The sequence below is a fragment of the Pseudomonas sp. Teo4 genome (assembly GCF_034387475.1).
Lineage (GTDB): Bacteria > Pseudomonadota > Gammaproteobacteria > Pseudomonadales > Pseudomonadaceae > Aquipseudomonas.
Window position 1 is genome coordinate 2,112,417 of the sequence record NZ_JAXCIL010000001.1, and the last position, 20,799, is coordinate 2,133,215.

Sequence of the window (20,799 nt, forward strand, 5' to 3'; positions counted from 1 at the left end):
CTTCAAATCAGCGGGTAGGCCACTAGGCCTGGATGGCCTGGCGGATCACGTCCAGGGCTGCCGGGTTGTCCAGTGACGAGGTGTCCCCCAGCGGCATGTCGTTGCAAAGGTTGCGAATGACCCGGCGCATCACCTTGGAGCTGCGGGTCTTGGGCAGCAGGCTGACGAAATAGGTGGCCGCCGGCACGAAGGGCCTGCCCATGCGCGCCTGTACGTGGGTGGTGACGCGTTGACGCAGCGCCGCCTGGTCGCCCGAAGCGCCAGGCGCAATCAGGAACACCACCAGTTTCTGGCCTTTGCTGTCGTCCTTGACGCCGACGGCGGCGGCTTCGCTGACCTCATCGAGTTCCAGCAGCACCTCTTCGATTTCCGCCGGCCCGACACGCTTGCCGGCCAGCTTGATGGTGTCGTCGGAGCGCCCCAGCATGTAGAAGCTGCCGTCCTTGAGCATGGCCAGGTCGCCATGCACCCAAAGGCCGGCAATGGTGCGCCAGTACGCGTCCAGGTAACGTTCATCGTCCTGCCAGAACGACTGGGTCATCCCCACGAACGGGCGGCGCACCACCAGTTCGCCCGGCTCGCCGACCACTGTCTGCCCTGCACTGTCCGCCACGCTGACATCCACGCCCGGAGACGCCGTATTGAAGCCCGAAGGGCTGATCGGCCGGATCACCACGCTCGACAGCAGCGCACCGGACACCTCGGTACCCCCGGTGTAGTTGATGACCGGGCTGCGTCCCGTGCCGAAGTGCGCCTGGAACCAGCTGAAATGCTCGGGGTCGATGCCCTCGCCCGCGGTGATCAACAACCGTACCGAGGAGGTATCCGCCGCACAGGCCACGGCCTGGTTGGCGGCCAGGCCACGGATCAGGGTTGGCGCAGAGCCGAAGTGGGTCACGCCGTGGTTCTGGATCAGCCGGCCCATGCGTGACCAGTCGGGGAAGTCCGGCGCGCCGTCATAGCAGACCAGGGTCGCGCCGCGCATCAGGGCGCTGCACAGCACCAGGGAGCCGGCGATCCAGCCCATGTCGGCCGGCCAGCAGAATACATCGCCGGGTTTGACGTTGAAGTGGATCGCCGAGTCGTGGGCGATCTTCAGGGCAAAGCCGCCGTGCACATGCACCGTGCCTTTCGGCTTGCCGGTGGTCCCGGAGGTGTAGACGATCATGAACGGGTCGTTGGGCGACATGCTTGCGGCTGCCTTCTCCTGCCCGCGCCCCTGCGCCAGAACCTGCATCCAGCCCTGGCTGCCGTCGACCTGGGACGCTACGCCATCGGCGTCATGGACCACCAGGGTTTCCACGGCAGGCAGCTCCTGGAGAGCAGCCTTTACCAGCGCCAAGGTGTCCACGCGCTTGCCGCGCCGGTCGAAGCCGGCACTGGCGATCAACGCTTTGGCCGAGCAGGCGGAGAGTCGCGACTTGATGGCATCGACACCAAAGCCGCTGAACAACGGCACCGCGATGGCACCCAGGTAGGCGATTGCCAGCAAGGTGACCGTGGCTTCCAGGCCGTTGGACATCAACAGGCCGATGCGATCGCCACGCTTGAGGCCAATGGCCTCCAGGCCTGCTGCGAAGGCACGAACCTGGTCTGCGAGCTCTGCGTAGCTGGCGCGGGTCACCTCGCCGTTCTCACGCTCGGCGATCACCGCCGTCACGGTGCCTTGGCGCTCCGCCTTCGCAAGGATGGATTGCACCCAGTTCAGCCGCCCACCCGGGAACCAGCTCGGAAACTCGATGCCCCGGCTGTCGTCCAGGTAGTCCTCGAAGGGCTTTTCCCAGGCAATGTCACAGTAGTTCGAGACCATCCGCCAGTACTCAAGCGGGCTGCTCAACGCGCGCGCCTGGAACTGGTCGTAGTCCGGAGTGCCGAGCCGGCGCATCATTTCGGTCACGTTGGCGCTGGCGATGTCTTCAGCGCTGGGTTGCCATACCGAGGGCGAGCTGTCGTTCATGTTGCGTCCCATCTCCAGTCGATTTCGGTGGTCTGGCGAGCCTGCGGCTACGACCTGCCACTCACATGTTGTTTTCAGATCTGGTCATTCATTAACCGCCCGGGCAGCGGTAGCGTCAAAGCCATCGGCCAAACGGTTCCGTACTTCGGAACATCAGGCCCGGTCCCATGCCGCCCGCCCATGGCTGATCACCAGTACGTCACGTTCCAGCACTCGGGCGCGGAAAGCGCCGTCGTGCCAGATCTCGCAACGCAGGGTTTCGCCGGGGTACACGGGCGCTGCGAAGCGCAGGGACATCTCGCGCAAGCGGGCCCCCTGGTAATCGCACAGGCTGCGTACCAGTGCGTGGCAGACCATGCCGAAGGTGCACAGCCCATGCAGGATCGGGCGGGGGAAACCAGCCTTGGCAGCCACCTGCGGGTCGGCGTGCAGCGGGTTGTCGTCACCATTCATGCGGTAGTAGAGGGCTTGCTCGGGCCGGGTCGGCAGGTCGACGACAAACGCCGGCTCACCCTCGGGCAGCGGCTGGCTGGGCGCACGCGGCGCACTGGAGCCGCCAAAGCCCCCGCCACCGCGAATGAATGTCGTGTTGAGGGTGGAGGCGATCAATTCGCCAGTGGCGGCGTTCTTGAGGGTCTTGCGGGTATAAAGCAACGCGCCCTGCCCTTGGCCCTTGTCCACCAGGCCATCGATGACCGTTTCACTGATCAGGTCGGTGTCCACCGGTAAAGGCCGGTGCAAGGTGAGCGCCTGCTCGCCATGCACCACCTGGGTGGCGTCGACGCCAGAGCGCGGATCACCGAGCCAGAAACCGGGATGCGCCAGCACCAGCGCCATGGACGGCAATACCGAGATCGCCTGCGAATAGTCGACATAGTGCAACTGGCGGGCGTCCTCGGGGTCTTGCCCCACCCCTACCGAGAGCGCGTAGAACGCCGCGTCCCGAGGGGACAGGCGCTGACCCACGCTGGGGATCGGATAGCTGAGCAACTGATCGGCATCAATGGGCATCGCGCGCTCCTGACTTGTTCTTGTGATGCGTGCCTGGTTTCAACATGCGAAACCTCGTTTCAAATCATGGTCAGCGCATTCCCCACCGCCACACAACCGCCAAGCGGCATGCGTTCCGAAGAATGGAATGGCGTGTCGAACCGAACGGCCCGCCGTTGCACCAGGCGGAACAAGCTTGTTTCGCGGGTTGAAATATCGTTTCGCATTTCCAATGATCTGGGCACACGCAAGTCCGTGGCGGCCGGCCTTGCCGTCCAACAATTCGCCGCACAGTCCTGTCAGGAGAAATCGAAAGTGGAACGCGAATACATGGAATTCGACGTGGTCATCGTCGGCGCCGGCCCGGCGGGCCTGTCCGCCGCCTGCCGCCTGAAGCAGAAGGCCGCCGAAGCCGGTAGCGAGATCAGCGTCTGCGTGGTCGAGAAAGGCTCCGAAGTCGGCGCCCACATCCTCTCCGGCGCGGTGTTCGAACCCCGCGCCCTGAACGAGCTGTTCCCCGACTGGAAAGAACTCGGCGCGCCACTGAACACCGAAGTGAAGCGCGACGACATCTACGTGCTCAAGGATGCTGGCAGCTCGACCAAGGTCCCCGACCTGTTCGTGCCCAAGACCATGCACAACCAGGGCAACTACATCATCTCGCTGGGCAACCTGTGCCGCTGGCTGGCCCAGCAGGCCGAGAACCTGGGCGTGGAAGTCTACCCGGGCTTCGCCGCCCAGGAAGCGCTGTTCGACGAAAACGGCGTAGTGCGCGGCATTGTCACTGGTGACATGGGTGTCGACCGTGAAGGCAACCCGAAAGACGGCATGTATACCCCCGGCATGGAACTGCGTGGCAAGTACACCCTGTTCGCCGAAGGTTGCCGTGGCCATATCGGCAAACAGCTGATCAAGCGCTTCAACCTCGACAGCGAATCCGACGTGCAGCACTACGGCATCGGTCTCAAGGAAATCTGGGAAATCGACCCGGCCAAGCACGAACAGGGCCTGGTGGTGCACACCGCCGGCTGGCCGCTGGACGTGATGAGCGCCGACAACACCGGTGGCTCGTTCCTCTATCACCTGGAGAACAACCAGGTGGTGGTCGGCCTGATCGTCGACCTGTCCTACGCCAACCCGTACCTCTCGCCGTTCGATGAGTTCCAGCGCCTGAAGCACCACCCGGTGATGGCCCAGTACCTCGAAGGCGGCAAGCGCATCAGCTACGGCGCCCGCGCTATCTGCAAGGGCGGCCTGAACTCGCTGCCGAAGATGGTGTTCAACGGCGGCGCACTGATCGGTTGTGACCTCGGCACCCTGAACTTCTCCAAGATCAAGGGCAGCCACACCGCGATGAAGTCCGGCATGCTCGCCGCCGACGCCGTGGCCGACGCGCTGATCGCCGGCAGCGAGGGTGGCGACGCACTCAACACCTATGTCGACGCCTTCAAGGCCAGCTGGCTGCATGAAGAGCTGTTCGCCAGCCGCAACTTCGGCCCGGCACTGCACAAGTTCGGCCCGCTGTTCGGCGGTGCGTTCAACTACATCGACCAGAACTGGTTCGGCGGCAAGCTGCCGTTCACCCTGCACGACACCAAGCCGGACTATGCCTGCCTCAAGCTGGCCGCCGACTCGCAGAAGATCGACTACCCGAAACCGGACGGCAAGCTCAGCTTCGACAAGCTCAGCTCGGTATTCCTCTCCAGCACCAACCACGAAGAGGAACAACCCTGCCACCTGAAGCTGACCGACCCGAACGTGCCGATCGCCAGCAACCTGCCGCTGTACGACGAACCGGCGCAGCGCTACTGCCCGGCCGGCGTGTACGAAGTGGTCACCCAGGAAGACGGCAACAAGCGCTTCCAGGTCAACGCGCAGAACTGCGTGCACTGCAAGACCTGCGACATCAAGGACCCGGCCCAGAACATCACCTGGGCCACTCCTGAAGGTGCAGGTGGGCCGAACTACCCGAATATGTAATGCGCGCATAGCCGGCCACTCGTTCCGTGCTCTGGAATGTCAGTATCCAGGGCGCGGAGGCGTTAGCTTTGCCTGTTCCAAGCGAAACCTTGCCTGTTTCGCCATTGGTTAGCCTGGCTTACCAGTGCTGTCGCGGTCAGCGGGATTATCTGCAGAAACAGCGCTTGTATGCTGTCGCGCTGCAGCCGAAGACCAAAGGAGCGCATGCCGATGAGCAGGACCCAGCAATCCACCGTGGTCACCCTGACCCCAGCCGGCCGGGTGTTGGAAGCGCTGCTGCGCCTGCCGCTAGGTTTCGACCCGAACGAATGCTACCCGGCAATCATTTATACCCTTGCGCCCGCTCATGCCGCCGAGCCATCGCAACGCAAGCGCTATGACGAATTGCTGGGCAATGCCGCCTTCGTCAGCCTGACACTTAAGTACCCGGAGTGTCATGCCAGCGACGATTGCCAGGAAACACACCAGCAAGACATTCGCAGCGCACGCGATCACCTGCGTGGCTACCCGTTCATCGATTCACAACGCATCGGCGTGCTTGGCCTGGCGCCGGTAGCGACCTGGCGGGCAGCCCATCACCCGGGTGAATGCCGTGATGAAGGCATATTCCGAGCTGTAGCCGACCCTTTCGGCGACCCTGGCGATTGACAGGTTGCCGCTGCGCAGCAACGAGGCGGCCCGCAGCATGCGCCAGCGCCCCAGGTACTCGATCGGCGCCAGCCCCATGGCCGCCTTGAAGCGACGCGCGAACACCGCCCGGGACATGCCCGCCAATGCGGCTAGCTGGGCGACGGTCCAGGCGTGCGTGGGGCGCTCGTGCATCGCCTGGATCGTCAGGCCCAACGGCGCATCGGACAGTGCTTGCAACCAGCCCTGGGGCAACTCGGGCGGTCGACGTTGCAGAAACAGCCGCAGCGTGTCCACCAGCAGCAGGCGGACCAGGTGTTCGATCACTAGCGCACCGCCCGCCTTGGGTTGTACCAGCTCGTCGGTCAGCCGGGTCAGCGAACTACGCAAGGCCGCGCCCTGTTCGCTGCCACCTTCGACCCGCACCATCGCCGGCAATGGATCGAGCAGCCGCTCGACCAGGTCGTCGTCAAGCAGCAACTGGCAGCTGACGATCAACTCGTCGCCACCGCCATTGAGGGTCTTCACGCCCTGGTGCCCTGGCGTGATCAGCGAGTAGGCATCGACTGGCGTCAGTGTCGGGTCGTTGCTGACCACGAATGCCCAACCCTTGCTGAGCACGAAGCAGTCACCGGACTCCAGCCGCTGGTAGGGCCCATCCGCCATGGCAATCCAGCAGACACCTCGCTCCACCGAGCAGAACTTGATGCCTTGGGCAGGCGGAAAACGCAACGACCACGGCCCGGCCGCATCCAGAGCGGCCGAGCGAGTGATACCGGGGTGCATCAGGTTCAGTACTTCGCACAGTGGGTCCATGGCAGCGAGACGATAGCGAATGGAATCGAGACTTCACCACATTGTCCGTCCCGGGGCGACTGCCCAGACTTGCTTGGCCCGGCCTGCGGAATGTGGCGCCACCAGTAGCTGGCCGCACGCTGAAAAACCATAAGAACAAGGAAACTGATCGATGGCTGAATTCGACTACATCATCGTCGGTGCCGGTAGTTCCGGCGCCGTCCTGGCGCTGCGCCTTGCCGAGGCCGGACACAGTGTCTGCCTGCTGGAGGCCGGCCCGGCGGACCGTGACCCGATGATTCACCTGCCAGCCGGCTTCATCAAGGCGGTGTCCAACCCCAGGTTGACCTGGGGCTTCGTCAGCGCCCCGGTGCCCGGAGCCAACGGCCGCTCGCTGCCGCTGGTGCAGGGCAAGGTGCTGGGTGGCTCCAGCTCGATCAACGGCATGGTCTACAACCGTTGCCAGCCGGCCGACTACGACACCTGGGCAAGCCTGGGCAACAGCAGCTGGAGTTATCAGGATGTGCTGCCGTATTTTCGCAAGGCCGAGCGCCGCATCGGCCCAGGCGAACCCGGCTACCGAGGTGAAGACGGCCCTATCACGGTGACCGACCCCGACTACCCCAGCCCGCTGTACCGCTGTTTCATCGACGCGGCCATCGCCCAGGGCATCGCGTACAACGATGACTACAACGGTGCGACCCAGGATGGCGTGGGCAATTTCCAGTTCACCATCGACACCCGCCGGGGCCTGGCGCGCCGCGCCAGCACGGCGGTGACGTACCTCAACGCGGCCAGGCAGACGCGCCGGGTAACCATCAAGACCGAATGCCTGGTGGAGCAGGTGCTGTTTCGTGACCGGCGGGCCATCGGCGTGCGCTACCTGCACGGCAAGGGCCAGCGTCTGCAGGCCAGTGTCATGGCCAGACGCGAAGTGATCCTCAGCGCTGGCGCGATCAACACCCCCAGATTGTTGCAGGTTTCAGGTGTGGGTGACCCCGAACACCTGCGCAGCATCGGCCAGCAACTGCTGATTGCCTCACCCGGCGTGGGCGCCAACCTCTCGGACCACTACCAGGTGCGCCTGAGCGCACAACTGCAAGGCGTCGTCACCCTGAACCAACGCGCCCGCGGGCTGGCGCTGGTCGGCGAGGCCTTCAACTGGCTGCGGGGCAAACCGAGCATCCTCGGCATGGGTCCGGTACCGATGCGGCTGTTCCACCGTACCGACCCGACCATGCCCGACCCCGACCTGCAGATGTCCTTCACCCCAGGCAGCTTCAAGGCCGGAGAAACCGGACGGCTGGACACCTACCCCGGCATGACCATCGGCGGCTACCAGCAGCGCCCGCAAAGCCGTGGCCATGTGCGCGCCAAATCGACCTGCATCGACGTGGCACCGGAGATCCAGCCCAACTACCTCGACAGCACCATCGACCGTGAGGCAATCATCGAGGTGGTGCGCATGGCCAGGCGACTGATGCGCGCGTCCTCGTTCGCGCCCTATTTCGTCCAGGAGGGGTTCCCGGGCGCGCAGGTGGGCGACAGCGACGATGAGATTCTCGATTTCGTTCGCCAATCCGGCGGCACCGCCTTCCACCACATGGGCACCGCCCGGATGGGGCCTGCCAGCGACCCGCTGGCGGTGGTCGATGCGCAGCTGCGCCTGCGAGGCGCCACGGGGCTGCGCGTTGCCGACTGCTCGATCATGCCAACGCCGTTGTCTGGCAACACCAACGCCCCGGCGATCATGATCGGCGAAAAAGCCGCCGATCTGATACTCGCCAACCCGCAGTAGATAACGGACCGGAGCGCCAGGGCTGCATGGCAGCCCTATAGGCTCGCCGACCGCTGCACTTGCCAGCCACCGCCCATGGCCTTGAACAGGTCGACCTCGGAGGTCAACTGCCCAAGCCGGTCCTGGATCAGTTGCTGGCGGGCACTGAACAGCTCGCGCTGGGCATCGAGCACGCTCAGATAACTGTCCACGCCTTCGTCATAGCGCTGGCGGGCCAGGTCGTAGTAGGCCTGGTTGTCATCCACCCTGCCCTGCTGGCTGTGCAATTGCTTGCCATAGGTGCCACGGGCCGCCAGCCCGTCGGCGACCTCCTGAAACGCGGTCTGGATCGCGCCTTCGTACTCGCTGACGTTGATGTCGCGGCGAATCCTGGCGTAATCCAGCTCGGCCTGCAGGCGCCCGGCGTTGAAGATCGGCAGGTTGATCTGCGGCATGAACTGCCACATCCCCGAGCCGCCCTTGAACAGGCCGTCGAGTTCGGCACTGGATGTCCCGGCCGCACCGGTCAAGGTGATGCTCGGGAAGAATGCCGCCCGCGCCGCGCCGATATTGGCGTTGGCCGCCAGCAGGCGGTGCTCGGCCGCACGGATATCGGGGCGGCGCAGCAGGACATCGGAGCTCAGCCCCGCGGGAAACTGCGCCAGCATTGGCTCGGACAATGGCCGGCCCTGGGGCAGGTCTGCCGGCAACCGGCCACCGATCAATCGCTCCAGGGCGTTGAGGTCCTGAGCTACCTGGCGGGTGTACAGGCTCTCCTGCACCTGGGCCTGGGATACCAAGGTTCGGGCCTGCCTGACATCGATCTGCGAGGCGGTGCCGTTGTTCAAGCGATCCTCCACCAGCCCAAGGCTGTCGCTCTGGCTTTTCAGGGTCGAGCGGGCCAGTGTCAGCTGGTCCTGATCGGCGCGCCAGGTCAGGTAGGCGGTGGCCACATCGGCCACCAGCGAAACCTGCACGCTGTAGCGCGCCGCGTCCGAGGCCAGGTATTGCTCGGCGGCGGCCTGGCTGAGGCTGCGCAAGCGGCCGAACAGGTCCAGTTCATAGGACACACCCAACGCCGCCTGATACTGACTCTGGATGCCTGCCTCGTCGGTCGGCGACAGATCGGCCGGTACCCGCTGGCGGCTGCCACCGACGCCCAGATCGACGCTCGGGAACTGCTCCGCCCGCTGGATACGGTGCAACGCCCGGTAGGCCTCGACATTCAACACGGCCTGGCGCAGATCGGTGTTGTTGGCCAAGGCCTGGCCGACCAGGCGTTGCAGCGCAGGGTCCTGGAACACTGACTGCCAGTCCATCAACGCCGCATCGTCGGCTTTGGTGGACGCGGCATAGGCCGCGCCCTGTGGCCAGACAGCGGGAATATCCGCCTGTGGGCGCTGGTAGTCGGGAATCAGGCTGCAACCGCTCAGCGCGAGGGCCACCGCCAGGCTCAGGGTCTTGAGCTTCATGCCTTCTCTCCTTCCGGGGCGGCTTGACGCTTGGTGCCCCGCTCGAACAATGCCACCACTGCCACGTAGAACAGCGGCACGAAGAACACCGCGAGCACAGTGGCGGTGATCATCCCGCCCACTACACCGGTGGCCAGGGAATGCTGGCTGCCGGAGCCTGCCCCGGCAGCGCGGGCCATGGGCAGCACACCGAAGGTGAACGCCATGGAAGTCATCAGGATCGGCCGCAGTCGCAGGCGAGCCGCTTCCACGGCTGCCCTGACCAGCGGCACGCCTTCGCGCTCGTACAACTCCTTGGCGAACTCGATGATCAGGATCGCGTTCTTCGCGGTCAGGCCGATGGTGGTCATCAAGCCGATCTGGAAGTACACGTCGGCGCTCAGGTCACGCCACAGGGTCGCCAGCACCGCGCCGAGAATGCCCACCGGCACGATAGCAATTACCGCTGCCGGCACCGACCAGCTCTCGTACAGCGCCGCCAGGCACAGGAACACGATCAGCACGGTCAGGGCATAGAGCATCGGTGCCTGGCTGCCGGTCTTGATCTCCTCGTAGGACAGGCCGTTGTAGCTCAGGCCAACGCCATTGGGCATCTGCTGCATGATCTCGGCGATGGCGACCATCGCGTCACCCGTGCTGTAGCCCGGCGCAGGCTGGCCGAGGATCTGCACCGCCGAGATCCCCCCGAAGCGCTCGAGCTTCGGCGAGCCGGAAACCCAGCGGCCGGTGGCGAAGGCCGAGAACGGCACCATCTGCCCACGGTTGTTGCGTACGTACCACTTGTCGAAGTCTTCCGGGCCGATGCGCGAGGTGTCCTCACCCTGCAGGTAGACCCGCTTGATTCGCCCGCGGTCGATGAAGTCGTTGACGTACATCGAGCCCCAGGCCGCCGACATGGTGTCGTTGATCGCCTGGATACTCACCTGCAAGGTGCGAGCCTTTTCTTCGTCGATCTCGATCTTGTATTGCGGCTCGTCACCCTTGCCGTTCGGGCGCACAGCCATCAGCACCGGGCTCTTGGCGGCCAGGGCGAGGAACTGGTCGCGCGCGGCCATCAGCCCGTCGTGGCCCAGGCCCGCGTTGTCCTGCAGGTAGAAGTCAAAGCCCATGGCATTACCCATCTCGAGGATCGCCGGCGGCACGAAGGCCATGACGGTGGCGTCCTTGACTCCGGCGAAGCTGGCGTTGGCGCGCTCGGCCAAACTGAACACGTCCTTGCCTGCGGCATGCCGCTTGCCCCAGTCCTTGAGCAACACGAACGCCACGCCGGAGTTCTGCCCGCGACCGGCGAAGTTGAAGCCGTTGACCGTCAGCACGGAGTCGACGATGTCGCTCTCGTTCTTGAGCAGGTAATCGGTGACCTGGCTCAGCACCGCCTCGGTACGCTCGGCCGAACCGTTGACCGGCATGCGCGCCTCGATGATCAGTACGCCCTGGTCTTCGTTGGGCAGGAACGCATTGGGAATGCGGGTGAACAGGTAGCCTGTGCCCACCGTGATGATCAGGAAGATCAGCAAGTAGCGGCCACGACGCCCGAGCATATGCTGCACGCCGCGCTCGAAGCGCTGGGTGCCTCGGTCGAAGGTACGGTTGAACCAGCCGAAGAAGCCTTTCTTCTCGGTATGGCCGTGGCCTTGCGGGGCCTTGAGGATGGTCGCGCACAATGCGGGGGTGAAGATCAATGCCACCAGCACCGAGATGCCCATGCACACCACCACGGTGACGGCGAACTGTTTGTAGATGATGCCCGCCGAGCCGCCGAAGAACGCCATCGGCACGAACACGGCCGACAGCACCGTACCGATACCGATCAAGGCACCGGATATCTGCTGCATGGACTTGCGCGTGGCCTCCAGTGGCGACAGCCCTTCGTCATGCATCAGGCGCTCGACGTTCTCCACCACGACGATGGCATCGTCCACCAGCAAACCGATGGCCAGCACCATGGCATACATGGCCAGGGCATTGATGGTGATGCCGAAGAGCGGCAACACCGCAAAGGTCGCCAGCAGCACCACCGGAATCGCCAAGGTCGGAATCAGCGTGGCCCGGAAACTCTGTAGGAACAGGAACATCACCAGGAACACCAGCACCACCGCTTCGAAGATGGTGTGGATCACTGAGTCGATCGACGCGGTAACCACCGGTGTGGTGTCGTAGGGGAAGATCACTTCGACCCCTTCCGGCAGGTTTTTCGCCTGCTTCTCCACCACGGCGCGCACCGCCTTCGAGGTCTCCAGCAGGTTGCCTCCCGGCGCCAGACGCAGGGCCAGGCCAGAAGACTCGTGGCCGTTGTGGCGGATGCTGATGGAGAAGTTGTCCGCACCCAGGGCGACCTTGGCCACGTCCTTGACCCGCACCTGCGAACCGTCGGCATTGACCTTGACCAGTACCTCCTCGAACTCATGCACGTTGGTCATGCGGGTCTTGCCGATGATGGTGGCGTTCAACTGCACGCCGCCACGGGTCGGCAGGCCGCCAAGCTGGCCGGAGGACACTTGCACGTTCTGCTCACGGATCGCCGCCGCCACATCGCTCGGGGTCAGCTGGAAGCTGTTGAGCTTGCTGGGGTCGAGCCAGATGCGCATGGCGTAAGGGGCGCCGAACAGCATCACGTCACCCACACCGTTAACCCGGGAAATCGGGTCCTGCAGGTCCGAGGCAATGATGTTGCTCAGGTCGAAGTTGTCCAGCTTGCCGGACTTGTCCACCAGGCCCACCACCAGGAAGAAGTTCTGCTGGTACTTGACCACCCGCAGGCCCTGGCGCTGCACCTCCTCGGGCAGGCGTGGCGTTGCCAGTTGCAGTTTGTTCTGCACCTGCACCTGGGCGATGTCCGGGTTAACCCCCTGCTCGAAGGTGACGATGATGGTCATGCTGCCGTCGGCGTTGCTTTCGGCGGACATGTAGCGGAACCCATCCAGGCCGCTCATCTGCTGTTCGATGACCTGGACCACGGTGTCCTGAACGGTCTGCGCCGAAGCGCCCGGGTAGGACACCTGGATGGAGACCGCCGGCGCCGCGATGTTCGGGTACTGGCTGACTGGCATGTTCAGCAGCGAGAGCATGCCGGCCAGCATCGCGACCATCGCCAGGACCCAGGCGAAGATCGGACGATCGATGAAAAAGCGTGACATGAGGTGGGTGCTCCTCAGTTGGCCGCTTGGGCGGGGCCGGTGAAGTCGGTGACCAGGTTGACGTTACCGGCTTCGACCGGCTCGACCTGGATACCCTTGCTCAGGCGCTGCAGGCCTTCGGTGACGACGCGATCGCCAGAGGTCAGGCCCTTGCCGATCAACCAGGCGTTGCCGACGGTGCGCAGCACCTCGACCTCACGTTGCTGCACCTGGTTGTCGGTGCCGACCAGCCACACCAGCGGCTGGCCACGGGTGTCGCGCACGACCGCCTGTTGCGGCACCAGCAGTGCCGTCTCGCTCACCCCCTCGATGAGCCGGGCACGCACGAACATGCCTGGCAGCAGGGTGCGCTGCGGATTGGGAAACTCGGCGCGCAGGGTCACGGACCCGGTGGTGGGGTCAACCCGCACTTCCGAGAACTTCAGCGTGCCCTTTAGTGGGTACGGGCTGCCATCATCCAGGGCCAGGCTGACCTCGGCCTGCTTGGCGCCGTTCTGCAGATGCCCAGACTCCAGGGCACGTTGCAGGCCAAGCAGCTTGGTGATCGGTTGGGTCACGTCGACATAGATCGGGTCGAGCTGGGTCACGGTGGCCAGCTCCTGCGCCTGACCGTTGGTGACCAGCGCGCCCTCCGTCACCCTCGAACGGTCGATGCGACCCGAGATCGGCGACAGCACTTGGGTGTACTGCACATTGATCCGCGCCATCTGCGCATCGGCCTGAGCCTGCAGCCAGGTGGCCTGGGCGTCATCGTACTGCTGCTGGCTGACCGCCTGGGTTTGCAACAGGCGCTGATAACGCTGGGCCAGGTTGCCGGCACTGCGCAGGTTGGCCTCGGCGCGAGCCAGTTGGGCGTTGTAGGTGCGCGGGTCGATCTGGTACAGCGCCTGGCCTTGCTTGACCTCGCTGCCTTCTTCGAAGGCGCGCTTCTGAATGATGCCCGACACTTGCGGGCGTACTTCAGCCACGCGATAGGCCGAGGTTCGGCCAGGCAGGTCGCTGGTCAACACCAGCGTTTGGGCCTTGACCTGATAGACGCCCACCTGGGGCGCGGCGGCGGGCGCGGCCGCTTCCTGCTTGCCGCAACCGGCCAGCAGCGCGGCGAGCGCCAAGGGGAGCAATGCCGGGGCGGCACGCACGGAACGAGAGAGAGTCACCGGTAGGTTCTCCTTGAAAGGGTGGAAAAATTCGCTCGGGCGCGTAATGGCACGCCCCTTCGGTCAGTCGACCAAAGCCTCGGCGTCGCGCAGGGCGAACCAGCCGGGAGTGGCACTGATGGCACGCCACAGGCCCTCGGGCACGGCGTTGTCCGGGATGGCGCGCACATCGAGTTGCTGTTCGATCTGTTCAGCCTTGCCTTCACGGGCCAAGGCGACCCAGTCGGGATTGATGACCAACCCCCGGCCCAGGGCAACCATCGACAGGCCCAAGGCCAAGGCGGCCTCTGCCTGCTCCGGCGTAGTGATCTGGCCGGCCGCGATCACGGGCAACCGGTCGGCAACTTGTGCTAGTGCACGCTCGATGGTCAGCACTGGGGCCACGCTCTGCGATTCGCCGTTGATGGGCTTGGCGTTGAGCAGGTCGTAAAGAGACACATGCAGGTAATCGACCCCCGCCTGCGCCAGGCGCTCGACCATTGCCAGGGAATCGTCGAGACGCAGGCCGCCCTCCTGGGCTTCCTCGAGTGATATCCGGTAACCGATCAGGAACGGGCGCTGCGCATGTTCGCGGACCACCTGCTGCAGGGCCTGCACCAGTGCCAAGGGGAAGCGCATGCGGTTTTCCCGCGAGCCTCCCCACTGATCGTCGCGCTGGTTGGCGGCCGGCGACAGGAAGTTCTGAATCAAAAAACCATGCGCACCATGCAGCTCGACGCCATCGAACCCGGCCTCGATGGCGCGCCGGGTGGCCTGGGCGAAGGCCTCGATCAGCGCGAGAATCTGCGCTTCGGTCAACGCCCTGGGCGTGGGAATGCCGCTGTTGAACGGGCCTGCCGGGGCCTTGACCGCACTGGCGCTGACCACTTCACCCTCGGGTGTCTGCGCGGCGATGGCTTTGCTGCCTGCGTGGAAAATCTGCAGCACCGCCGGCGCCCCGCCGCTTTTCGCGGCCTGCGCCAGACGCCGCAAGCTGGGCAGGAAGCGGTCGTCCCAGGCAGCGAACTCGGCATCGAAGCCAATACCTTCTGGGCTGACGTGGGTGCAACCGGTGATCACCAGCCCTACCCCGTTCACGCGGCGACGGTAGTAGTCCAGCTCCTGCTCGGAAATGCTCGCGTCAGGGTTGGCGGACCAGGTGGTCATCGGCGCCATGGCCAGGCGATTGCTGACGCTCAGGCCGTTGGCGAAGTGCAAGGGACGGAAGATGTCGGGATAGATCGGTTTCATGGTGCTTTCCAGATGCGGCCAGCACTGCGGGTGCCGACCAGAATGACAAGGGGCGATTCAATTCATGCGCAAGCGGCGTATGTCGCGCTGGGGCGGCTCGCCAAACAGCCGGGCGTATTCACGGCTGAACTGCGAAGCACTTTCGTAACCAACCCGCGCCGCGGTCACGCTCGCATCCAGGTTTTGCGTGAGCATCAGCTGGCGGGCTTCCTGCAGGCGCAACTGCTTCTGGTATTGCAGCGGGCTCAAGCCGGTGATCGTGCGAAAGTGCTGGCGGAAGGTCGAAGGGCTCATGTGGCAGCTGGCGGCCAACAGCTCGAGCTTCAGTGGCTCGGCGAAGTGGCGCTTGAGCCAGTTGATGGCGCTGGCGATCTGCTGGCTGGGTGCCCCCTGGTTGATCAGGTGGCGCAGTTGCGCGCCATGGGGCCCTGTCAGCAGGCGGTAGGCGATCTCGCGTTGGATCAACGGTGCCAGATAAGGGAGCAGAACCGGGTCCGACAGCAATTGCACAAGGCGCAGCGCCGCATCCAGCAGGCCGTCGGACAAAGGCTCCACGGCCATCGAGCAAAAGCCGCAATCACGGGTGGGCGACGGCAGGCGCAATTCGGTGGCCAGTTGCAGGATGTCCTGGGGCGCCAGGTGCAGCATCATGCCGAGAAACGGTTCGGCATGGCTGCCCTTGACCACCTTGGACACCACCGGTAAATCGACGGCGGTCAGCAACGACTGCCCCGGCCCGAAATGCAGGACCTCTTCGCCCAGCACGACCTGTTTCTCGCCCTGGGCGGTAATCCCCAGCCCCAGGCCGTAGATGCAGTGCATCGGTTGGGTGACAACCCGGCGGCGGTGCAAGGTCAAGCCTGGAATGGCAGTCTCGTAGTCACCGTCGGAGGGCGCGATGCGGGCAATGGCCATGGCCAGGGCGCGACTGTCGGCATGCGCCGGCCGCGACGGTTCGAAAGGCGCGTTCATGGGCTACCTCGGTAAACGTTTGGCAGATCAATGGATCGGGGTTGACGGCGTGCTCGCGGGCAACCAGTCCTGATCGATGTGTTGCAGCATCTGCTCGCGGGTCAGCTGCCGGGTCATGCGCCCGCGCAGCACCGCACGATGCTCGAAACTGCTGGCGCCCTGAGCCATGACCCGCTCACGGAACGCCGCGATGTATTCGGGCGCGAAGTGACTGTTGTAGGTGTTGAACAGCACCACGCGCTTGCCATCCAGGCGCTGCCCCGCGACAAAAGCCCAGATCGGCGGTGCCGGGCTGTACAGCCAGACCGGCGACCCGAGGTAAACGGTGTCGTAGGCACTCAGATCGACGCTGACGGGCGCGATGCGTGCCGATTCACTGCGAGCATCCTGAAGTGCTCGCGCCAGCCCACGCACGCCCAGGGCATACTCGGGTGCCTCGAGGGCAATCAGTTTTGCACCCAGGCGGCAGGCGACATGGCGAGCGGCAACTGCGGTATTGCCCGAGCGCGAGTAGTAGATCACCGCGGTACGCGATGCCGGGGCGCAGCTGTCCAATGCCTCGACCTGATTGCGGCGCGCCTGGCGTTGTTCGATCCAGCTCACCGAAACCAGTACCAGCAGCGGCACCAGCACTACCGCAACCAAGGCAATCAGGGCCCATCTCGCCATCGACATGATCGTTCTCCTCACATTGAATTCAGTATAAGGACGAAGGCCAGAGCTTCTTTGCCTATTCCAACTGTAGAGTTGCTTGATCCGTTGAGATTTAAGGCAAGCCTCCCCCACACAGCCCATTAGTCATGGGCTACCCTGATGTCACTGGTGATGGGGAAATAAGACTATTTGCCTATTTCAGCAAATTCTCGCAACGCGGCCTGCATGCATCGCACGCAGGCCGGCTGCTGGCATTACTGCAGATGCTTGCGCAGGAAGGGCACCGCCTGGGCCATGGTCAGCGCGACGGGCTCGGCCTTGTCGTACAGGTCGTAGTGCGACCAACCTTCAGCCACGAAAATCTGCTTGTCGGTCGAAGCCGCCCGACCGTAGATTTCCCAGCCATCGCGATACGCACCGAAGCCGCCCGGCTTGTCACCGATGACCACCAGCAACGGCTGGGTCAACAGCACTTCGGCATGCAGGAAGGCATCCCAACCGAACGCCGCACTATTGAACGAGAACAGGCCGCTGGTGGCACCGTTGGCTTGCTGGCCACGCGGCGTCTTGTAGTAGTCGGTCGCTTCGAGCACGTCGATGTCAGTGATGCCAGCCTTGCGCCCTTCCTCGACGGACGCTGGCAGGTAGTTGATCACGTGCCGGCTGCCACCCTGAGCTTCGGCGGTGCGCTGGGCGGCCATGGCCTGCAAGGCAGAGACCGGGTCGAAGTTGCTGAAGCCTTCGCGGATCAGGCGACCGAAGTTGACCCCGGTGACCGAGACCAATGCCTTGATCCGGTGGTCGGTGATGGCGGCATGCACCGTGTACGCACCACCGCCGCAGATGCCGATGGCGCCTATGCGAGCGGGGTCGACATAGGGCAGCGTCACCAGGTAGTCGATGGCAAAGCGGATGTCGGACACGCGGATCGACGGGTCTTCGACGAAGCGCGGCTCACCGCCGCTCGCGCCCTGGAAGCTGGCGTCGAAGGCGATCACCACAAAGCCCTCCTTTGCCAGGCCCGCACCGTATACGTTGCCCGAGGTCTGCTCCTTGCAGCTGCCGATCGGGTGGGTGCTGACGACGGCCGGGTATTGTTTGGAAGGGTCGAAGCCCGGCGGCAGGTAAAGGTCTGCGGCGGTTTCCCAACCCAGGTTCTGGTAGCGGACGTGTTTGATGCTGATATCGCTCATGTGATTCTCCAGAGTGACCGTATCCACGTAGGGATGCGGTTTACAAAAAGGCCGGTTTGTCGCCGTCGCTGCCCGGTTTGTTGACGCCGACGTTGTCACGCGACAGCCAGGTGGGCGTGTCGATGATTCGGGTGATCAGCGCCGCGACGCTCTTGCGCGACACCTCGGTTCCGCTGAAGGGTTCATGACGGCCAGTGGTTTCATAATTCACTTCGTCGCTGTCGCTAAGCCACGCCGCACGCAGAATGGTGTAGTCCAGATCACTGGCTTCGATCAGGTCCGCCGATCGCCGGTAAGGGCCGAGGTACTGCCCGATTTCACGACGGTTCCACTCACCGAACGCACCGGGCACTTCGTCGTAGATGCCCAGGGAGTTGACGAAAATGAGTCGGCTGGGGCCGGCGGCGTGCATGGCCGCGATGATGCGGTCCGTCTGTGCGTCGATTTCGCCCGCTAGGTTGGCGTAGACGATGTCCTGGCCAACCATTGCGCGAACCAGGCTGCGCGAATCGAGCGCATCGCCCTCGATGACCGAGGCATTGGATGGAACGGGATCTTGCAGTTTGCCGGCATCACGCAGGTAGAGCGTCAGCTTCACGTCTTCGCGCCCGGCCAGCATGCGGATGACCCATTGGGCGATCTGCCCGGAGGCACCGATGACAAGTACATGTTTCATACGTTGTTCCTGAAATCTGTAAGGTTGGCGACGCAGGATTTGCGCCGCCTGATGGCTTCAGAGGCTGGCCTGGAAGAACGGCGCCAGGTGCTGCAGGGCCTTGTGGACGCCGGCACCGTCGTACAGGTCCATGTGCGCCAGGCCGTCGAGCACCACCAGTTCCTTCTGCCCCAGCGCCTTGGCATGCAGCTCCTGGCTGTGCCACAGCGAACCTGCTTCGCTGCCGGCGATGACCAGGGTCGGCTGGGTCAACAACTGATCGACCAGGTCAAAGGCGTCGAACGCCACCCAGGCGCCGAGACCGTTCATCAACATCTTGTTCTGCGCATTGGGATGCTGGGCGCGAGGCGTCAGGTAATAATCCGCTGCCTCCTGCAGGTCACGGGGCGCACTGGTGTCCCCCAGTTGCGGTACGTAGGGCGCATAGACAGGGGCGGCACCGGCCGCTTCGGCGGTGCGCTGACCAGCCAGCGCATCGAGCACCGGCAGCAGGTCGTTGATGGAGCCCTTGCCTTCCCAGCCCTTGCGAGTGGCAGCACCGACGTTGACCGCACTGGCAGTTGCCAGCGCCTTGATGCGACGGTCGACCGAGGCGGCCTTGGCCGCGAAACCGCCACCGGCGCAGATACCCAGCACGCCAATGCGCTGAGCATCGACAAAGCCAAGGGTTGTCAGATAGTCGACCGCGCTGTAGACATCGGCCACGCGGTTCATCGGTTCATCCAGGAAGTGTGGCTCACCACCGCTGGCGCCTTGGTAGGAGGCGTCGAAGGCCAGGGTCACGAACCCCTGCTCTGCCAGCAACCGTGCGTAGGTGCCGGCAGTCTGCTCCTTGACCCCACCACCGGGATGAACCGTGATGATCGCGGGGTACTGTTTGCTCTCGACAAAGGCAGGCGGCAGGTAAAGGTTGCCGGCCATCACGATGTTGCGGTTGTTGAACTGGACGTTCTGCATGGTGTTGCCTCCGGGTACGCAGCGCGCCGAAGCAAGTGGCGCGAATGCTGGGTTGCGGAGGGCGAGGTGCTTGCGCCTCGTTTGGCGCGTGCTGCTTGCCTGCCCTTCGATGGAGACAAGTATAGGAAGGGGGGTATTGCAGTTTTTGCCTAATCTGACTCCTTGCTTGCACGTTTCAAGGAGAATGCACAATCAGTTCAACTTTGCGGATTCAGGCAGAACCTTTGCTTTTACTGGCCTTGCGGTTATGCAAATTGCTGTTAAGCCAATAGAGCGGACTCTACCAAATTGCCTATTACGCAGAGGTCACGCTTGCTGACGCATACGCCGAACATCCCGCTGAGGCGGTGCACCGAAGGCTCGACTGTACTCGCGGCTGAATTGTGAAGCGCTTTCGTAGCCCACCATTCCAGCCGCCTGGCCCGCGTCCAGATGCTGGTTGAGCATCAATTGCCGCGCCTCCTGCAACCGCAACTGCTTGTGAAACTGCAAAGGGCTCACACCGGTCAGCGTGCGGAAATGTTGGCGGAAGGTCGAAGGGCTCATGTGCACCCGCTCGGCCAGATCGTCGATCCGCATCTGCTCTGCCAGGTTCTGCTTCAACCAGGCCACCACCTTGGCGATCTGTTGCATCGGAGAACCCGCGGCAACCAGGTGCCGCAACGCCACCCCGTGCTGGCCGACCAGTAGCCTGACGATGATTTCCTGCAGGACCAACGGGGCGAGATGATCGAACAGCGCTGGCTCATCGAGCAGGCTGAGCAAGCGCTCGAGCGCCCGAGCCACGCCACTGTCGAGTTCGGCGATGACGATGGCCTGGTGAGTGCCGGCCTTGGGCGGCGGTGGCAAATCCAGGTCCGAGACCGTTCGCATGACTTGGCTGGGGTCGAGTGTCAGCATCAACCCCAGAAATGGCTTGGCAACTGAAGCCGACGAGACATGGGAAACCACGGGTTGGTCGATGCTGGTCAACATGCCCTGCCCTGCCTGGTAATGCAGCACGGCCTCCTGCTGCATCACCTGCTTGCTGCCCTGCGCCACCACGCCCAGCCCCAGGCCATAGATGCACGGCATGGGGTCAGTGGGGGCAGCACGGCGATGCAGGCTCAGCGACGGTAGACGGGTGGCGAAGTCCCCTGAACTTGGGGCGTGCCGAGCAATCAGAGCGCTCAAACCTGACAAGGCGGATTCGGCGTGGTCGCGGGGTGTCTCGAGGCGGGTCATG

General features: G+C 64.1%; 15 protein-coding genes. 2 read left to right on the forward strand and 13 right to left on the reverse strand.

The features are described 5' to 3' along the window. Window positions 1–22 precede the first annotated feature (22 nt). The gene (locus PspTeo4_RS09655; protein ID WP_322363471.1) at window positions 23–1,957 is read right to left on the reverse strand and encodes an AMP-binding protein; all 1,935 of its coding nucleotides are present in this window, start codon (window positions 1,955–1,957) and stop codon (window positions 23–25) included. Between the two features lie 153 nt (window positions 1,958–2,110). Continuing rightward, complete coding sequence (locus PspTeo4_RS09660; RefSeq protein WP_322363472.1) at window positions 2,111–2,968, reverse strand: MaoC/PaaZ C-terminal domain-containing protein; 858 nt, start codon at window positions 2,966–2,968, stop codon at window positions 2,111–2,113. Window positions 2,969–3,262: 294 nt separating this feature from the next. Here PspTeo4_RS09660 and PspTeo4_RS09665 point away from each other — a divergent pair, with 294 nt between their 5' ends. Then, window positions 3,263–4,927 carry an electron transfer flavoprotein-ubiquinone oxidoreductase gene (locus tag PspTeo4_RS09665; protein WP_322363473.1) on the forward strand — a complete coding sequence of 555 codons (1,665 nt, stop codon included), beginning with the start codon at window positions 3,263–3,265 and terminating at the stop codon, window positions 4,925–4,927. A gap of 519 nt (window positions 4,928–5,446) precedes the next feature. Here the strand turns inward: PspTeo4_RS09665 and PspTeo4_RS09670 are convergent. Then, window positions 5,447–6,370, reverse strand: coding sequence for an AraC family transcriptional regulator (locus PspTeo4_RS09670; protein ID WP_322363474.1), 924 nt, complete (start codon window positions 6,368–6,370; stop codon window positions 5,447–5,449). Window positions 6,371–6,521: 151 nt separating this feature from the next. Here PspTeo4_RS09670 and PspTeo4_RS09675 point away from each other — a divergent pair, with 151 nt between their 5' ends. Next, window positions 6,522–8,147: a GMC family oxidoreductase gene (locus PspTeo4_RS09675; RefSeq protein ID WP_322363475.1), complete on the forward strand. Its 1,626-nt coding sequence runs from the start codon at window positions 6,522–6,524 to the stop codon at window positions 8,145–8,147. A 35-nt stretch (window positions 8,148–8,182) separates the two neighbouring features. Here the strand turns inward: PspTeo4_RS09675 and PspTeo4_RS09680 are convergent, their stop codons facing one another. From PspTeo4_RS09680 to PspTeo4_RS09725, 10 genes are all read right to left on the reverse strand, one after another. Then, window positions 8,183–9,598 carry an efflux transporter outer membrane subunit gene (locus tag PspTeo4_RS09680; protein ID WP_322363476.1) on the reverse strand — a complete coding sequence of 472 codons (1,416 nt, stop codon included), beginning with the start codon at window positions 9,596–9,598 and terminating at the stop codon, window positions 8,183–8,185. Next, entirely contained in the window at window positions 9,595–12,735 is a 3,141-nt protein-coding gene (locus PspTeo4_RS09685) for an efflux RND transporter permease subunit (RefSeq protein WP_322363477.1), read from the reverse strand. The genes PspTeo4_RS09680 and PspTeo4_RS09685 overlap by 4 nt, the downstream gene beginning before the upstream one ends. Window positions 12,736–12,749: 14 nt before the next feature. Next, window positions 12,750–13,892, reverse strand: coding sequence for an efflux RND transporter periplasmic adaptor subunit (locus tag PspTeo4_RS09690; RefSeq protein WP_322363478.1), 1,143 nt, complete (start codon window positions 13,890–13,892; stop codon window positions 12,750–12,752). Window positions 13,893–13,955: 63 nt separating this feature from the next. Further along, on the reverse strand, window positions 13,956–15,122 hold the full coding sequence (locus tag PspTeo4_RS09695) for an NADH-dependent flavin oxidoreductase (RefSeq protein ID WP_322363479.1): 1,167 nt from the start codon (window positions 15,120–15,122) through the stop codon (window positions 13,956–13,958). A gap of 57 nt (window positions 15,123–15,179) precedes the next feature. Then, window positions 15,180–16,094, reverse strand: a complete 915-nt coding sequence (locus PspTeo4_RS09700; RefSeq protein ID WP_322363480.1) for an AraC family transcriptional regulator — start codon at window positions 16,092–16,094, stop codon at window positions 15,180–15,182. Window positions 16,095–16,121: 27 nt separating this feature from the next. Then, window positions 16,122–16,769, reverse strand: a complete 648-nt coding sequence (locus tag PspTeo4_RS09705; protein WP_322363481.1) for a flavodoxin family protein — start codon at window positions 16,767–16,769, stop codon at window positions 16,122–16,124. A 233-nt stretch (window positions 16,770–17,002) separates the two neighbouring features. Beyond that, window positions 17,003–17,941 carry an alpha/beta hydrolase gene (locus PspTeo4_RS09710; protein ID WP_322363483.1) on the reverse strand — a complete coding sequence of 313 codons (939 nt, stop codon included), beginning with the start codon at window positions 17,939–17,941 and terminating at the stop codon, window positions 17,003–17,005. Window positions 17,942–17,981: 40 nt separating this feature from the next. Next, window positions 17,982–18,617 (reverse strand): SDR family oxidoreductase, encoded by a 636-nt coding sequence (locus tag PspTeo4_RS09715; RefSeq protein WP_322363484.1) that lies wholly within the window; start codon window positions 18,615–18,617, stop codon window positions 17,982–17,984. A gap of 57 nt (window positions 18,618–18,674) precedes the next feature. Beyond that, window positions 18,675–19,574 carry an alpha/beta hydrolase gene (locus PspTeo4_RS09720; protein ID WP_322363485.1) on the reverse strand — a complete coding sequence of 300 codons (900 nt, stop codon included), beginning with the start codon at window positions 19,572–19,574 and terminating at the stop codon, window positions 18,675–18,677. A 306-nt stretch (window positions 19,575–19,880) separates the two neighbouring features. Further along, the gene (locus tag PspTeo4_RS09725) at window positions 19,881–20,798 is read right to left on the reverse strand and encodes an AraC family transcriptional regulator (RefSeq protein WP_322364834.1); all 918 of its coding nucleotides are present in this window, start codon (window positions 20,796–20,798) and stop codon (window positions 19,881–19,883) included. Window position 20,799 lies beyond the last annotated feature (1 nt).